Genomic DNA, 15,145 nt, shown 5'->3' on the forward strand with positions numbered 1-15,145 from the left:
GCGCACTGTGGGCGGCGCAGTTCTTGATGGACGAAGCGCCCATGGCTGTTTTATGAAGGGAGCCGGAAATGAAGTGGAAAGCAGCCCTCTATGGTGAATTATATTGAAGCCGCCGCCGCGCCGATGAAGAACACCGGCGTGATCAGACTGTATGGCCCCGACGCCTTCGAAGGCATGCGCCGGGCCTGCCAGCTGACGGCGCGCTGCCTCGACGCGCTCTGGCCGATGGTCAAGCCGGGCGTCACCACCAATGAGATCGACCAGTTCGTTCTGGAATTCGGCCTCGCCCATGGCGCGCTGCCGGCGACGCTGAACTACCGCGGCTATCGCAAGGTCTCCTGCACCTCGATCAACCACGTGGTCTGTCATGGGATTCCCGACGACAAGCCGCTGCGCGACGGCGACATCGTCAATATCGACGTCACCTTCATCCTTGACGGCTGGCATGGCGACGCCAGCCGCATGTATCCGGTCGGCGAGGTCAAGCGCGCCGCCGAACGGCTGATGGAAGTCACCTATGAATGCCTGCTGCTCGGCATCGCCGCGGTCAAGCCCGGCGCGCGCATCGGCGCGATCGGCGAGGCCATCCAGACTTACGCCGAAAAGGAGCGCTGCTCGGTGGTGCGCGATTTCTGCGGCCACGGCGTCGGCGCGCTGTTCCATGACGCGCCCAATATCCTGCATTACGGCTCGGCCAAGGACGGCCCGGAAATCAAGGAAGGCATGATCTTCACCATCGAGCCGATGATCAATCTCGGACGCCCGCATGTGAAGGTGTTGTCCGACGGCTGGACCGCCGTCACCCGCGACCGCTCGCTCTCGGCCCAATACGAACACACGGTGGGGGTCACCAAGGACGGCTGCGAAGTCTTCACGCTGTCGCCCACCGGCCTCGACAGACCCGGCCTCATATAAGGGACCTCCCATGGCGCTTCCGATCGACCCCGAGACTGGACGCGACCTCAACGACACGGGCGACGGCGACCCGCCCGACGAGCGGGGCTTCTTTTTCGAAAGCGCGCCGCGCTCTCAGGCGCGGCCGCCCGGGCCTCCGCAACCGGCGCCCGCCCATTACCACGGCCATCGCGATCGGCTCCGCGCAAAATTTCGCGACCTGGGCGACGGCGCGCTCGCCGATTACGAAATCCTCGAACTCTTCCTCTTCCGCCTCATCCCCCGCCGCGACACAAAACCGATCGCCAAGGCGCTGATCGAGCGCTTCGGCACGCTCGCCGGCGTTTTCGGCGCGCCCGCCCATCTCCTTCAGGAAGTGAAGGGCGTCGGCGAAGCGGTCGCCACCGACATCAAACTGGTCGGCGCCATCGCGCACGCTCGCTGCGCAGCGAGATCAAGGGCCGCGCCATTCTCGGCTCCTGGTCCTCGGTCATCGATTACTGCCGCGCCGCCATGGCGCATGAGACGACGGAGCAGTTTCGCATTCTCTTTCTCGACAAGCGCAATCAACTGATCGCCGACGAGGTGCAGCAGCGCGGCACGGTCGACCACACGCCCGTCTACCCGCGCGAGGTGGTCAAGCGGGCGCTGGAGCTCTCGGCCACCGCCATCATCCTCGTCCACAATCATCCCTCCGGCGATCCGACCCCGTCGCGCGCCGATATCGACATGACCCAGACGATCATCCAGACGGCCAAGCCGCTGGGGATCACCATCCATGACCATATCATCATCGGCAAGGACGGCCACGCCAGCCTGAAGGGGCTTCGCCTCATATAATCAATGTGTTAATTATATTTCTTAACCTTGAGAAACAGCATCCTCACGCACAACATGAGCAGCTTCGCTCCGCGGCTCTTCCGTCCCGGCCTTGCCGAAGCAGTGCTCCGTTTTCAACACGTGGCGCATGATGTCGTAGCCCAGCGCGCGGTAGCTCTCGAACTGCGATTCCGTGAACCACTGATCGGTGGTCGGCTCGTGCGGAAAGGCTGGATTGGCGTTGGCATAGGCTTTGACGCCGGCGCTCTCGCCGTCGTTGTGGAAGCTCGCCTTGACATAGACGAGAATGCCGTCGGGCGCGTCTTTTCCATCGGCGGCCGAATAATCGATCCGGGCGACGGCGTGATAGGGCGCTTCGATCGTGACGCCCAGCGCCGACGGTCTCGGCTTTAGCGCCTGCAGATCGTCGAAGACGATGGGCACGCCGAAGTCGATCTCGATCTTGCGGATGCTGTCGCCGAGATCGGAATAGGTGAAATCGGGATCGCAGCTCGCATCGATCACCAGGATGCATCGGCATCGCCGCCTGACCATTTCATACAGGCCGAGATTCTCGAAATGCCCGCCGTCCGACAGGCTGACATTGGGACGGCGATCGGTGGTCAGTCCGAAGGCGTCCATGATCAGCGGAAAGGCGGCGTGGCGCGGGCCGTTGTGGCGCCAGGAATGCTCGCCCGCAGGCCCCGGATTGCCCAGCCACCAGCCGAGCCGGACATTGAACAGCGTCAACAGCAACGAGACGGTCGGCGACGAGTGATACCCCATGCTCGGATTGACCGCGGCGCCCGATATCGCCATGGCCGTGCCGAGCGAGATCCCCGATTTCTCCGCCTCCTTCTCCGTGCGCTTGTTCCAGCGCCAACGGCTCAGATCCGAGCCGCCATATTCATCCGAGCGGCGATAGGCGCCGCGATAGGCCGTCACCAGCCCTCCCGGCTCGTCGCGCAGGCCGCTCAGCGCCCCCGAGCCGCTATGCAGCGGCGAGACCGTGAAGGACAGCGCCTTGCGCTGCTGCCAGGCGAGATTGCGCGTCGATACGATATTGAGCGCCATGTTGAGCACGTGGAACGGTCGCCAGTTTACGCCCCGAGGAATCTCGCCGGCATCGGGCCAGAGTTCGGCCATGTCGGGGTTGTCGTCGCGGTCGAAACCGGTGAAGCGATCCGGCTTGCGACCGAGATGCGAGGCGCCGAGAAAGGCGCGGATCAAGCGGTTGCGATAGAGGCCATGCAACGAGAATCGGTTGATGTTGACGAAGGTCGAGCCGATATAGCCGATCACGGCGAGGATCACGGCGGCCGTCAGCAATGTGCGCACGCCGGCGGGCAGTTCGCTCACCGCAATCTTGCTCTGTCCCCAATCGGCGGCGAAGCCTTGCTCGAACAGCGGATAGTCGTCGAAGGAGACGAGATAGGCGAACAAGGATTTGCCGAGCACGAGATGATCGATCACCGCCGAGCCGAGCGTGATCAGCAGCAGGAAGAACAACGGCGCCGACAGCTTGGCGGCCACATCATAAGCGATCGACATGAACCGCGACTGATATTTACCCAGCGCCGAACTCTTGCTGCTGGCGCCCGTGACGACGCCGATCACCGCGCTGATCCCGCCGGCGGCGGCGATCCAGTCGATCAAGCGGTCGAAGCCTTCGTCCGCCTTGCCGACCAACAGCGAGCCGAACAGCGCCAACCCGACCACCACGATCCAGAAAACGCCCGCGGCGATGCACCAGCCGGCGGCGCGGGCGAACCATTCCCGTTGCTCGTCGGAATTCGGGCTGGCGCTGGTCAGCGCCACATAGGCGGTCTCGGCCGTCACCTGCGCCAGCAGAAGCCAGGGCGGTCCGAACACCAGCAGCAGCACGAGCCGCAGCGCCGAGTCGCTGCCCGCGCCGAGCAGATGCGCCCCCACCGCCAACACCGCGCCATAGACGAGGCCGGACAGCACCCAGCCCCAGACACGCTTGTCTTTGAGCTTGCTCCAGTTGCCGGTCGAAAGCGCCACCGTCACCAGCCGCGCCGTGGTCAGCAGCGTCAGCAATTGCGCGAACGCGTAGACGAGAAGGCCGGCGAGCGCCCCGATCACCACGAGATCGCCGAGCGAAAAGACGATCAGGGTCCGATAGGCCAGCACCGTGTGCAGCATCCCTGTCCAGGCGACGCCGCCGAGGAAGAGCGGAATGAGATTGCCGCGCAGGTAGTCGTTCTGGGTCGGGCTGGCCGGCCCGCTCAGCGATTGCTCCTTGAGCGTGAACCGCAAGGCCAGCAGCACGAGCGCCAGAGAAGCCCCGCCGAGCACGAAAAGCGCCAGCCCCGTCGATTGCGACCCGAAGGAATGCGGCAGCCAGGCGACCCCGATGGTGAGGAATTTGAGCGCGATCACGGCGAGCAGCAGGATCGGCAGCAGCACGATCCAGTTCAGCGCCATGTTCCTGAGCACCATCGACAGCGCCGCCCAGGTGTCGGCCGAGAGCAGGCCCACTTTGGGCGTCAGGTAATTGCTGTCGCGGCGCAGGTCGCCGATCGGCGTCGGCTCTATGGCGTTGATCCGCGCGGTCCGCCCCGTCAATTGCCGTCGCACCCTTTGGTAAGGTTGCCGCGACAGCCAGGCGGTGAGCCAGGCCCCGATGAAGCCGCCGCCCGAAACGGTGGAAAGAAAATGAAAGCGCGACAGCAGGTCACCTTCGGCGTCCTCGTGATCCGCCAGCGCCTGGATGACGCCGAGCGAAAAGACCGCGCTGCGCACCCCGCCGCCGGACAGGCAGAGCGCCCTCGACTCCAGCTGGTTGAGGCCGACGGCGAGTCGGGCGTCCTCGTAGTCGTCGAGCGCATGCTCGCCGTGGATCCGGCAGGCTTCTTCTCTGAGAATGTCGGTGGTGCTGAGCGGAAGGGACATGGGAGCCTCCGTGATATCGGGCGTCAGGAGCGGGAATTGAGGATGACGTCGGCGGCTTTTTCGCCGATCATGTAGACCGAGCTGACGATGAAGAAGCCCGGAATGCGCGGGAAGACCGAGGCGTCGACGACCCGCAGATTTTTGACGCCATGCACCCGGAAGTCGGAGGACACAACGCCGCCGTCATATTCGCCGCCGATCGGGCATGTGCAGGAAGCATGGTGGCCCCAGGCCTGGCTGCGCACGAAGTCCATCAGCTCTTCGTCGCTCTGGACCTGATCGCCCGGCAGCAGTTCCTGCTTGGCGATGCCCTTTTCATAGAGCGCCCTGGTCGCCTTGCGCACGAACTTGATCCCGTCGACCACGCTTTTCAGATCCTGGCCATCTGGGTCGCTGTCCTCGTCGAAATAGCGAAAATCGATGTCGGGCGGGTCGCGCGGATCGGCGCTTTTCAGCGTCACCGTCCCGGCCCGATTGAGGGTGTGCGCCTTCAGGATAGCCCAGGTCAGGATGTCGTGGCGCTCTGGAAACAGCCTGGAATAGCCGGGGAAATACCCCTGAACTCCCCGAGCAGCGCGAAGCAGAAGAGATCCGGCAAGGGGCGCTCCAACGCCGAGCGGCTGATGGAAGCCAGCACGGCGCCATTGGTGGTGTAGACGCCCTCGCGCGCCGACGCCCAGACCTTGTATTGCGGATCGCCCTTGGCGAATTTGGCGCCTTTCAGCACTTCCCAATCCTGGGTCATCTCGGTGACGACGCCGACCTCGTAGCGGTCCTGCAGGTTTTTGCCGACGCCGGGCAGATGATGGACGACCGGAATATCGAATTTGGCGAGATCCGTCCGGTCGCCGATCCCGGACAGCATCAGCAGCTGCGGCGTATTGAAGGCGCCGCCCGAGAGGATGACTTCCTTGCGGGCGTAGACCTGCCGCAACTCGCCCTCGCTCCGCGCCTGGAGCCCGGAAACGCGATAGAGCCGTTCGCCCTTGAGAAACTCGACGCCGATCGCCGTCTTGCCGTCGAACAGCACCCGGGTCGCCAAGGCGTCGAGCTCGATATGCAGCCGTTCCGGATGTTTGTCGCGCGTCTCCAGCAGTCGCTCGCGCGCGCCCAGCCGCGCATGGTTGCGATTGGTCAGCGGCGGGTAACGCAGCCCCGTCGCCTCGGCTTCGACGAGCCGCCAGTCGTTGGGGTCGCCCTGGCTTTCGAACAGCCATTCGACCGTCTCGTCGGCATTGGGATCGCCGCGCAGGATTTCGCCTGCGCTGTCGAGCAGCGTCGCGACCAGCGCCCGGTCCTTGAAGGCGCTGAGCGGAAGGGCTTTCTGCGTCGTCAGCCAGCCGCCGAATCCATGACCGCTCGGATTGAAGAGACCCGCCGTCAGCAGAAACAGCAGCCGGTAAGGCCAGCGGTAATCGCAATTCTCCAGCCGGCGGAACAGCGCCCGCATCCGCTTGGCGCTCCAGCTGGCGTCGCCGGTGAGATCGGCGATGAAATCCCAGTCCTGATTGTGCGGATAGACCAAGATCTGAGCGTTGTGCGCCGTGCAGCCGCCGAGCGTGCCCGAGCGAGGATAGAGAATGCCGTCGACCGTGCGGCCCTGAAATTCGCGGACATATTTGGGGTCTTTCGCGGCGTCCGTCTCTTCTTCATAGTGACGCACGAAGAAATCCCAGCGCATCGCCTCGTTCTCCGAGGCGAAGGGATGGAAGGCGGGCACGTCGTAGTCATCCGGCAGACGGTTTTCGACCGGATAAGCGGGATCGCCGCCGCTGAGTTTGTGCGGATCTCCGCCCGCCTCCAGAACCAGAACTTTCTGGCCGCCCTCGGCGAGCCTCGCGGCCACCGTGCCGCCGCCCGCGCCCGAGCCGACGACGATATAGTCGTAGTCGGCGTCCCACGATCCGGACTTTTGTCGTCTTGCGTCTGTCATGAGCATGCCCTTCTTCTTGCACATGAAGATGGAGACGCCGGCGGGCGTGAGCGCCGGCGAGGCGAGGTCAGAACGTCTTCAAAAATTCGATCAGCGCCTTCTTGTCGTCGTCTGTGAGCGCCGTGGTCCCGGCGACCTTGCCGGTTCCGAAATAGTGGCCGCGATTGACCTCGAAATCCGGGCATTTGCTGAGATCGAGCAGAGGCATGGCCAGGTTGGCGAAAGCCTTCTTCGCCTCCTCGTCGCCGGCATTGGCGGGCAGGGATTTAAGATCCTTGAGCGCCGTCTTCAGCAGGCTGATCAGTTCGGCGTAGCGCGGCAGGTTTTCGGCCAGCGTCACGTCGTCCTTGTAGAGCTCCGTGTTGGAGAGCAGGTTGACCGGCGTGCCCTTGGGGATCGGGCCGATGCGCAACTCGCCCTCGCCGAAGATCGACGGCAGCCAGCGACTGAGCGGATCGATCAGCGCCCGCAGACCGTCCGGCAAGAAGCCGCCGGGCACGATGAGATAGCTGGAAACCGTGGTGCGGTCGATCAGGAACACCCCGCCCTTGCCGAACTCGCTGTCACGCATGCGCCTTTCGGGCCAGAGCATCTGCTCGATCGACGCGTCGAAGGCCTTCATGCGACCCGCGACCGAGGGATCGCCGGTGAACGGCCCCACCGAATTGTTGACCAGGTAGGGCGCGGTCGACCAGAGCGCGATCAGCGAGGGCACACGGGTATAGCCGCGCCCGCCCGCCGGCATCTTGAATTTTTTCTCCTTGCCGTTGAAGGGGTCGCGCACCCTGATCTCGCCGACCGACGGAAGGTCCTTGTAGGATTGCGATGAGAAGTTGTCCCAGACATTGCCGGCGATGGCGTTGGTGGCGAGCGGGCTGCAGGCATTGGTCTCCAGCAGCGTCACCGGCACCCGCATATCGGTCGAGAGATAGTTTCCGTCCAGGAAATCCGGAGCCTTGACGATCTCCACCATCTGGGACTTGAAGTCGGGCGTCTGCGCCCAGCGCCAATATTCGTTCCAGCAATCCAGATAGCCCGAGCCGTTGCAGGCGTTGAGATCGATGCTCGCCGGCAGCGGCGGCGCCTTGCTGGAATGGCAGGCGGCGCAGTTTTCGGCGAACAGCTCCTTGCCCTTGTCCAGCGTCGCCGGGTCGGTCGTCTGATGCGCGGCGCCCTCCGGCGCATCCGCCAGCCTATGGCCGGCCTGCACTTTCGGGTTCAGGAAATAGGCCGCGAGATAGGGCGTCTGCGCCTCGGTCGCCCCCAATAGCTGGAATTTTTGCGACCGACGTCGATTTCGATCGCGGTGTTGGGCTTGCCGCCGAACAGCGGGTTGAAATGCCTCAGCCATTCCTCGCTGAACAGGCCGATATTGATGAAGACGCGGTTGAGCGCGCCCAGCGCCCCGACGCTGTCGGCCCCGTCTTTCAGCACGCGCGGCGTAAACACCGTGTTCGGCGGGTCGAAATAGTCGGGCAGCTGCTTGTTGTTGACTTCGCCGCCCGCCAGCGTCTCCCGCCCGCGCTGCTTGGCGACGCCCAGCCGCGCCCCGAGCGCATAGACGGCGTTCATGGTGCGGGGGTTGTTGATGTAATCGGTCGACACCAGCGACGTGTCGAGCGCGCCGGGCCGCGACGTGTGCACCAGCTGGATCAGATAGTTCTTTTCGTTCTCCTCCCAGCGCTTGCGATCCTTTTCGCCGCCGTAGTTCCAGCCGAAAATTCGGTCGATCCAGAAATATTGCGCGCCGACCACGCCGCTGAGATTGTCCCAGGTGGGATTTTCGGGATCGAGCGGCGGCCGCACCGGGTCGGGTCCGACATGGCAGAAGCCGCAGGCCATGCCGACGCGATAGGGCCGCACCAGGTCCTTGTCGTTGTAATAGCTGGGATCGGTGTAATAGCGGTCGGCGTCCCAGCGCGCTTTCGCCTTCTCGTCGAAATCGGGATTGGGAAACAGTCTGAGGCCGACGACGCCCGTCGCTTCGCCGTAATAGGAGCCGACCGGCACGGCGCCGCCGCGCGCGCCGATTTTCACCCCCGGATACTTGTTCGCATCGGCGAAGGGATCCGGCGCGTCGCAGGCGGGATCGCCCTTGCGACGCACATCCAGCCACAGGCCGAATTTATCGTTCGCGCCTTTCGTCGGCGCCTGGTAGCACGGCTCGTTGATCAAACCCAACTCGCGGAAACGATTGCTGCGGCCGAAGGCCAGCGAGGGATGGCTGGAGACCGTCTTCAGCAGATCGAAATTGCCGAAGGCGCTGCGGGTGATCTCGTTCCAGAATCGATCGTTGCCCGCCGTCCAGACCAGCCAGTTGTTGCGGCCGATCACTTCGTCGCGGCTGAGCTCGACGCCGCCGTCCATGCCCTTGAAGTAATCTTCCGCCGCCGCCGGAAAGGTCGCGGCCGAGCGGCCGGCCTTCTTGGCCTCGTCCACCACGACATCGTCACCGCACGCCGTCAGAAAAAGACAAGCCGCCGCCATCGCGACGACGCTTCCGCGTCCATCACGCCACATGCCACACCCCTCTACATTCTAGGAGTTGTATCGAGTTGCTACTTGAGATTTATTTCCAATGCAACACAACCTATTATTGATTTTTCCAAAACACAAGACATAATCGCAGTCGAAAAGATGGGACCAAATATTCATCAAGATGTTCGGCGCGGGAAGGCAGTCGTCTCGCGGAGCATATTCTCATGACCGAAACACAGATCCTCACACCGAAGACAGAAAGCGGTTTTCACGGGAGACATGCGATGTACAGTGATGAAGACTCCGACCGACGGACATCTTTCAGCGGTCGGTCACCGATTTTTGCAAATCGGTCGACATGGAGATTTTTCTCGGCGCCAAATTCACGTCTGGCGCTTCTCCTGGTTTTGCTGCTTTGGCTGGGCGTCTCCACAACCAATACGATTGCTTCCGATCACGCGGACCCCACGCGCCTGCTAGCTCCGGAAAGCAACATCACCGACCTGTTCCTATTCCCCGACGGCGACCGCATGACGCTGATCTTCAACGTCAGGCGCGCGCTTCTCAATCCACCGCCCTACAATCTCGCGAGTTTCGTCTACCGGGTGGATTTCGACCTGAAAACGCCGGTTTCCTTCGAGGACGCCGCCAACCGCGCCCGCTATGGCGGCACGGTGCTGACGACGGACAGCATCGCGCCCACCGCCTCCGTCGTCCTGCGACTGAAGAACGACGCCACGATCGACAAGGTAGAGTTCCCCGGCTTCACCGCGCCGGAAACCATTCGCTACGAAGCGATGGTCCGCGACGATCCCTTCAATTTCCCACGCTTCTACAAGAGGAACGCCGTCACCATGGTGTTGAGCATTCCCCGCGCCGCCTTTCCGGGCAATCCCTCCGACTTCATTCTCTGGGGCGGAACCTATCGCAACGGCGAGAAGATCGACCATGTCGGCCGATCGATCCGCACCCAGCTGCCGCGCTTCGGCTTTCTCAACACGCTGGAGCCCAAGGCTCAGAAAGCGGCGCTGGAAGACCGAAAGGGCACGCTGGACGACATCTACAATTTCCTGAGGGGCAACCGCGAATGGTGGTCGCAGGCGCTTGCCGAATTCATGGAGTTCACCGTGCTCCTGCGCAAATACGACGTCGAGCCCGACGTGATGATCTATTCGGACCGCTTTCCGGTCGGCTATCCCAACGGACGGTTGCTGACGGACGACGTGGTGGCGCAGACCTGCGCCTTCGGCGACTGCCTGCTGCAGGAATTGTCCTTCATAGAGGGCGACTTTCCACGCTCGACCACCAACGACAAACCGTTCCTGAGCGCATGGCCTTATGAGGCGCCGCCTTGGCCGTCGGCGAAGGAAACGCCGCCGACCGGCAGCATCTGGCCCTATGCCATCGGCCTGCTCGTCGTCATCGGCCTCGTCTTCTGGCTGATCGGCGAAGCCCTGCGCTTCCTCATCAAACGTCTCTGGCGGCTATGGACGCGTTTCGTCATCTCCGCCCATTGAGCCGGCTGGCCGCCCTGCCCCTTGTCCTGTTCGCAGCCCCGGTCCACGGGCATGATTTCTGGCTGGAGCCGCATGAGACGAAACCGCTCGCCGGCACGGTCATGCCCGTCGGCCTCGCGGTCGGCGAGCGTTTCATCGGCGACCCGCTGCCGCGGCCGGCCAGAGGCGTCGACCGGTTCGAATTCCTGTATCCCGGCGGCGTCAGCAGAGTGACGGGCGGCGCGGGCGAGGTTCCCGCCGGCATCGTCGTTGTTCCGTCTCCAGCCACGGGGCTGCTCGTCTATGTTGGCGGCGGCGCATCGGTCGAGCTATCGCTCGCCGATTTCCACCGCTATGCCGACGCCTACGGCCTCAGAGAAGCGATCGAGGCGCAAGGCGGCTGGAGCGAGCCGGGACCGTTTCGCGAATGCTTCTATCGCTACGCCAAAAGCGCGATCGGCGGAGCCGATGCAGGCCATTTGTCGGCCGCAGCGCAGGACTGGGCGTTCGAGATCACGCTCTCGACGCTTCCGAATGCGAAGAGCGGCGTCGTCGGCGGCAGGCTTCTGTCACGAGGAGAACCGGTCGCCGGCGCGCTGGTGCGCCTCTATCGCAAGGGCGATTCGAGGCTCGACCTGAAAGCGCGCAGCAACGCAGACGGCGGCTTCGCCGTCCCTCTCCCCGGCCCCGGCCTCTGGGGGTCATGGCGGTCACCATCAACCGCGCCGGCTTCTTTTCCTCCTGCGATTGGGAAAGCCGCTGGGCTTCCTTCACCTTCGATTGGCGGAGCAAGACGCCATGATCCGCCTCTTCCTGATCTTCCTGACGCTGATGATCGGCGCGTCTCATCTCTCCGCACATGAAATCGGCACGACCCGCGTTCGCCTGGACATCTCGACCGAAGGCCGATGGCGGGCGCTGATCGCCACGCCGCCTTCCGCCCTCATCGCCCGTCTCGCCGCACGGATGCCGGACGTCGAACGCCGCGCCGACATCGACGCCTATCGCCCGGCGCTCGAAGCCGCCATCAGCCTCGCGGTCGGCGGCCACCCATCGCAAACGAGGCTGCTCGGCGTGGTTCGGCACGAGGCCGAAGACAAGGATCGTCCCGCCGTGATCGAGATCCTCGCCGAGGGCCTTCTGCCGGCGGAGGCGACGGATGCGACCTGGCGATTCGATCTCGTCGCCAGCGCCTATTCGCTCTCCATCCATCGTCCCGGTCGGACCGAGCCGTCCCTCCTCTGGGTGGACGGCGATACGGCGAGCCCGCCTTTCTCACTCACGGCGGCGGAGGAAAGGGCTCGCAGAAACGGTGGCGGATTACATTCGCCTCGGCTTCACCCATGTCCTGCCGCTCGGGCTCGACCACATCCTGTTCATCCTGGCGCTCTGCCTCTACGCGCCGCGTCTCGGTCCCTTGTTGTGGCAGGCCAGCGCCTTCACGCTCGCCCATTCCTTTACTCTGGCGCTGACTATGACGTCCGTCATCCGCCCGCCGTCGAGCCTGGTGGAAATTATGATCGCCGTGTCGATCGCCTATGTGGCGGTCGAAAACCTCGCCCAGCCGCGCGCAACGGCAAGGCGTCCGCTGATCGTCTTCGCTTTCGGTCTGTTGCACGGCATGGGGTTCGCCGGCGCGCTGCGCGAGGCGGCGCCCGAGCCGGGCGATCTCGCGCCGGCGCTGATCGGCTTCAACATCGGCGTGGAGGTGGGGCAGATGGCGGTGATCGGCCTCTATATCCTGCTGGTCGGCGTCTGGACCCGCAGCCGGCGCTGGTATCGCGCCTGTGTCGCGATCCCGCTGTCGCTCGCGATCGCCGTGGCCGGCGCCGCCTGGACGTGGGAGCGTCTCCAGGCGGCGGGCTATATATAAAGCGCCTCAGGCCTCGATCTCGACCCGGCTCAAAGGCCGCGAACAGCAGGCGAGCACATAGCCTTCGGCGATCTCGGCCTCGCTGATGCCGCCATTGTGGCTCATCGCCACCTCGCCGGCCCGCTTCTTCACCTTGCAGGTGCCGCACAGCCCCGATTCGCAGGCCGCCGGAATGCGCACGCCCACCGAGCGCGCGCCTTGCAGGATCGTCTGGCCCGGTTGGCAGGAGGCGGTCTCGCCCGTGCCGACGAAAGCGACGTCCAGCGCAGCTTCGTCCCGCCCGGAAGCCTCGCCATCGTCATTGGCCGGCTTCTGCGCGATGTCGGTCACGGCAGCCGCGCCAAAGCTTTCCTGGTGATAGCGGTTCATGTCGTAGCCTTCGCCGCGCACCATGTCGCTGACCAGCTTCATGAACGGATCCGGTCCGCAGCAGAAGATGTCGCGCTTCAGGAAATCGGGCGCCAGCATTTCGAGCTTGCGCATGTCGATGCGGCCCATCAGCCCCGCCCAGGGCGCGGCGCCGGAGCGATGCTCCGGCAGGAAGGCGAGCTTGAGATTCGGCATGCGGGTGGCGAGAAGTTCGAGTTCTTCCCGGAAGATGATCTCTTCGGGTCGCCGGGCGCTGTTGACGAAGACGACATCCGTGCCCGGCGCGCAATCGGCCAGCCAGCGCAGCATCGACATCATCGGGGTCACGCCGGAGCCGGCCGAGACGAACAGGAATTTCCGCCCGAGATCGCGCCCGAGCGTGAAATGACCGCTCGGACCGTAAGCCCGGACGCGCGAGCCGGGCTTCACGTTTTCGAACATCCAGCGCGTGCCAATGCTGTTCGGCTGCGCTTTCACGGTGATCGAGATCGCGTAGGGACGCGAGGGCGATGACGAGATGGTGTAGGTGCGGTGCAGATCCCCGCCCTCGGCGCGCAGCTCGACCGTGACGAACTGGCCGGGCTGGTAGCGGAACCAGCCGCCGCCCTCCACCGCGAAGGTGAAGGTCTTCACATCCGGCGCCTCGTCGGTCACGCCGGTGCAGACCAGCATCTGGCGGGCGGAGTTCCAGGGCTTCAGCTCGTCGAGCGGAAGCGGGGTCGGGGTGGCGCCCATCAGCATCATCGCGCGCTCCTCTCGATCAGGCCACGGAACGCAGCGCGGGCTTGCCCGCGTCGGTCAGCCGCTTTTCCATGAAATTGGCGTACCATTCCACGAATTGCGCCACGCCGCCCTCATGCATCTCCGAATAGGGTCCGGGCTCGTAAGCCGGCGAATGAATGCCGAAGGCGTTTTCCTCGACGATCTGCCGGTCCTGGTCGTTGGTCTCGGTCCAGACATGGGTGAGTTCGTCGAGACGATAGTCGATGCCTTCGACCGCATCCTTGTGCACCAGCCATTTGGTGGTGACGGCGGTCTCGGTGGCGCTGATCGGCATGACGCGGAAGGTCACGGCGTGGTCGCTCAGCACGTGATTCCAGGTGGTCGGGTAATGGAACAGCAGCAGCGTGCCGATCCGGTCCATGTTGACATTGTCCGACAGACGCATCTGAACCGCCTTGCGGCCGGAGATCGTGTAGCTGACCGCGTCGCGAAGCAGCGGCATGCGGGCGGTGCGGAACTGGCCGTCGCCGTCGATCACGAATTTGCTCGGCAGTCCGATGCTTTCGCATTTCGCCCAGTGCTCGGTGATCTCCGGATCATCCTCGGCGCCGCTGACGCCCGAGGCTGTCGGCGCTTCCGGATAGGTCTTGCAGAGTTCGGGATGATTGCCGGCGCAGTGATAGCATTCGCGGTTGTTTTCCCAGACGAGCTTCCAGTTGCCCTTTTCGATGATGGTGCTCTCGAAGGCCACCTTGGCGTCGCGCAGGCGATGCGGCAGGAAATAGGGCTCCATCATCGCCCTAAACGGTGCGAAATCCATCGGCTGGTCCGCGAGACAAATGAAGATGTAACCACCCGCGGTTTCGCAGGCCACGGGCTTCAGGCCGAAATTGGTGGTGTCGAAATTCTCGCCCATCTGGCGCGCAAAGGCCAGCGAGCCGTCGAGTTCATAGGTCCACTGGTGATAGGGACAGACGAGCTTGTTGGATTGGCCGCGCTCCTTGGTGCAGACGCGGCTGCCGCGATGGCGGCAGGAATTGTGGAAGGCGTTGATGCGACCGTCCTCGCCGCGCACGATCACCACGGGATAGGCGCCGACCTGTACGGTCATATAGGCGCCGGTCGCGGTCAGTTCACAGTCATGGCCGATGAACAGCCAGTCGCGATACCAGATCTGCTCGAGATCGAGCTTGAAATAGTCGGGATCGATATAAAAGGGTTGATCCAGACTGTAACCGGGTTTGCGGGCGCGGAGTCTGGAGAGCATGTCGGCGCGAATATCCATGGTCGATCCTCGTCAATTCAAGGGCTGGGCATGGTGGACGCGCGCGGAATACCGCCAAACGCCGCGCGCGAAAGCGCGGACGATCCGCCGGTCTTCCTTTGATCGCCCACCGCGATCAGTCGGGTTATGTCGTCGAGGTTGGTGTCCGGGCTCAGACGCCGTCCCTTCCAGGACTTTCGCGATCTCCTTCCCAGGCCTATGGCCCAGTGGCTCCCGTCGCGAATTCAGCGTCTTTACCGTTGCGGGGGCAGCGCCGGGTTCGAACACCGGCTTCCCATTTAACCCCTTGGCCTAGACCGCGAGGCGCCTCGATGTCCGGATATCACCACGGCTCATGCGACACGGCGAGTTCGTTTGCG

The 15,145-nt window shown here is 63.9% G+C and carries 11 protein-coding genes, 1 pseudogene and 1 riboswitch; of the genes and pseudogenes, 5 read left to right on the forward strand and 7 right to left on the reverse strand.

Annotated features, from left to right (window positions below):
* The first annotated feature begins 90 nt into the window (after positions 1–90).
* Together map and radC are read left to right on the forward strand one after the other, a co-directional pair.
* Positions 91–915, forward strand: a complete 825-nt coding sequence (map, locus tag H2O14_RS02785) for a type I methionyl aminopeptidase (RefSeq protein WP_182826429.1) — start codon at positions 91–93, stop codon at positions 913–915.
* Positions 916–925: 10 nt separating this feature from the next.
* Positions 926–1,734: pseudogene (radC, locus tag H2O14_RS02790) on the forward strand (RadC family protein).
* 21 nt (positions 1,735–1,755) lie between these two features.
* Here radC and H2O14_RS02795 read toward each other — a convergent pair.
* The 5 genes from H2O14_RS02795 to H2O14_RS26725 all read right to left on the reverse strand — a co-directional run bounded on the left by H2O14_RS02795 (position 1,756) and on the right by H2O14_RS26725 (position 9,082).
* Entirely contained in the window at positions 1,756–4,629 is a 2,874-nt protein-coding gene (locus tag H2O14_RS02795) for a patatin-like phospholipase family protein (protein ID WP_182826430.1), read from the reverse strand.
* A 23-nt stretch (positions 4,630–4,652) separates the two neighbouring features.
* Positions 4,653–5,090 carry a GMC oxidoreductase gene (locus tag H2O14_RS28725; RefSeq protein WP_210275399.1) on the reverse strand — a complete coding sequence of 146 codons (438 nt, stop codon included), beginning with the start codon at positions 5,088–5,090 and terminating at the stop codon, positions 4,653–4,655.
* Between the two features lie 44 nt (positions 5,091–5,134).
* The gene (locus tag H2O14_RS02800; RefSeq protein WP_312858539.1) at positions 5,135–6,568 is read right to left on the reverse strand and encodes a GMC family oxidoreductase; all 1,434 of its coding nucleotides are present in this window, start codon (positions 6,566–6,568) and stop codon (positions 5,135–5,137) included.
* Positions 6,569–6,629: 61 nt separating this feature from the next.
* On the reverse strand, positions 6,630–7,829 hold the full coding sequence (locus H2O14_RS26720; RefSeq protein ID WP_210275400.1) for a c-type cytochrome: 1,200 nt from the start codon (positions 7,827–7,829) through the stop codon (positions 6,630–6,632).
* A complete protein-coding gene (locus H2O14_RS26725) occupies positions 7,781–9,082 on the reverse strand; it encodes a hypothetical protein (protein ID WP_210275401.1) in 1,302 nt (433 codons plus the stop codon). The genes H2O14_RS26720 and H2O14_RS26725 overlap by 49 nt, the downstream gene beginning before the upstream one ends.
* 365 nt (positions 9,083–9,447) lie before the next feature.
* Between H2O14_RS26725 and H2O14_RS02810 the strand changes: the two genes are divergently transcribed.
* From H2O14_RS02810 to H2O14_RS02820, 3 genes are all read left to right on the forward strand, one after another.
* A complete protein-coding gene (locus tag H2O14_RS02810; protein ID WP_182826431.1) occupies positions 9,448–10,557 on the forward strand; it encodes a hypothetical protein in 1,110 nt (369 codons plus the stop codon).
* Positions 10,527–11,399 carry a DUF4198 domain-containing protein gene (locus H2O14_RS02815; protein WP_182826432.1) on the forward strand — a complete coding sequence of 291 codons (873 nt, stop codon included), beginning with the start codon at positions 10,527–10,529 and terminating at the stop codon, positions 11,397–11,399. Before H2O14_RS02810 ends, H2O14_RS02815 begins: the two co-directional genes overlap by 31 nt.
* 449 nt (positions 11,400–11,848) lie before the next feature.
* Positions 11,849–12,409, forward strand: coding sequence for a HupE/UreJ family protein (locus H2O14_RS02820; protein WP_182826433.1), 561 nt, complete (start codon positions 11,849–11,851; stop codon positions 12,407–12,409).
* Positions 12,410–12,415: 6 nt separating this feature from the next.
* Here the strand turns inward: H2O14_RS02820 and H2O14_RS02825 are convergent, their stop codons facing one another.
* Together H2O14_RS02825 and H2O14_RS02830 are read right to left on the reverse strand one after the other, a co-directional pair.
* Positions 12,416–13,522: a hybrid-cluster NAD(P)-dependent oxidoreductase gene (locus tag H2O14_RS02825; RefSeq protein WP_182826434.1), complete on the reverse strand. Its 1,107-nt coding sequence runs from the start codon at positions 13,520–13,522 to the stop codon at positions 12,416–12,418.
* A gap of 16 nt (positions 13,523–13,538) precedes the next feature.
* Positions 13,539–14,786, reverse strand: a complete 1,248-nt coding sequence (locus H2O14_RS02830) for an aromatic ring-hydroxylating oxygenase subunit alpha (RefSeq protein ID WP_182826435.1) — start codon at positions 14,784–14,786, stop codon at positions 13,539–13,541.
* Positions 14,787–14,904: 118 nt separating this feature from the next.
* Positions 14,905–15,112, reverse strand: a riboswitch (cobalamin riboswitch).
* Positions 15,113–15,145 lie beyond the last annotated feature (33 nt).

The sequence above is a fragment of the Rhizobium sp. G21 genome, assembly GCF_014158035.1.
Classification (GTDB): Bacteria; Pseudomonadota; Alphaproteobacteria; order Rhizobiales; family Rhizobiaceae; genus Rhizobium_E.

Excerpts from the sequence above, each read along its gene's own strand:
- H2O14_RS02830 (WP_182826435.1), bottom strand. The coding sequence starts at position 14,786 with ATGGATATTCGCGCCGACATGCTCTCCAGACTCCGCGCCCGCAAACCC.
- map (WP_182826429.1), top strand. The coding sequence starts at position 91 with ATGGTGAATTATATTGAAGCCGCCGCCGCGCCGATGAAGAACACCGGC.
- H2O14_RS26725 (WP_210275401.1), bottom strand. The coding sequence starts at position 9,082 with ATGTGGCGTGATGGACGCGGAAGCGTCGTCGCGATGGCGGCGGCTTGT.
- H2O14_RS02800 (WP_312858539.1), bottom strand. The coding sequence starts at position 6,568 with ATGCTCATGACAGACGCAAGACGACAAAAGTCCGGATCGTGGGACGCC.
- H2O14_RS02825 (WP_182826434.1), bottom strand. The coding sequence starts at position 13,522 with ATGATGCTGATGGGCGCCACCCCGACCCCGCTTCCGCTCGACGAGCTG.
- H2O14_RS02815 (WP_182826432.1), top strand. The coding sequence starts at position 10,527 with ATGGACGCGTTTCGTCATCTCCGCCCATTGAGCCGGCTGGCCGCCCTG.
- H2O14_RS02795 (WP_182826430.1), bottom strand. The coding sequence starts at position 4,629 with ATGTCCCTTCCGCTCAGCACCACCGACATTCTCAGAGAAGAAGCCTGC.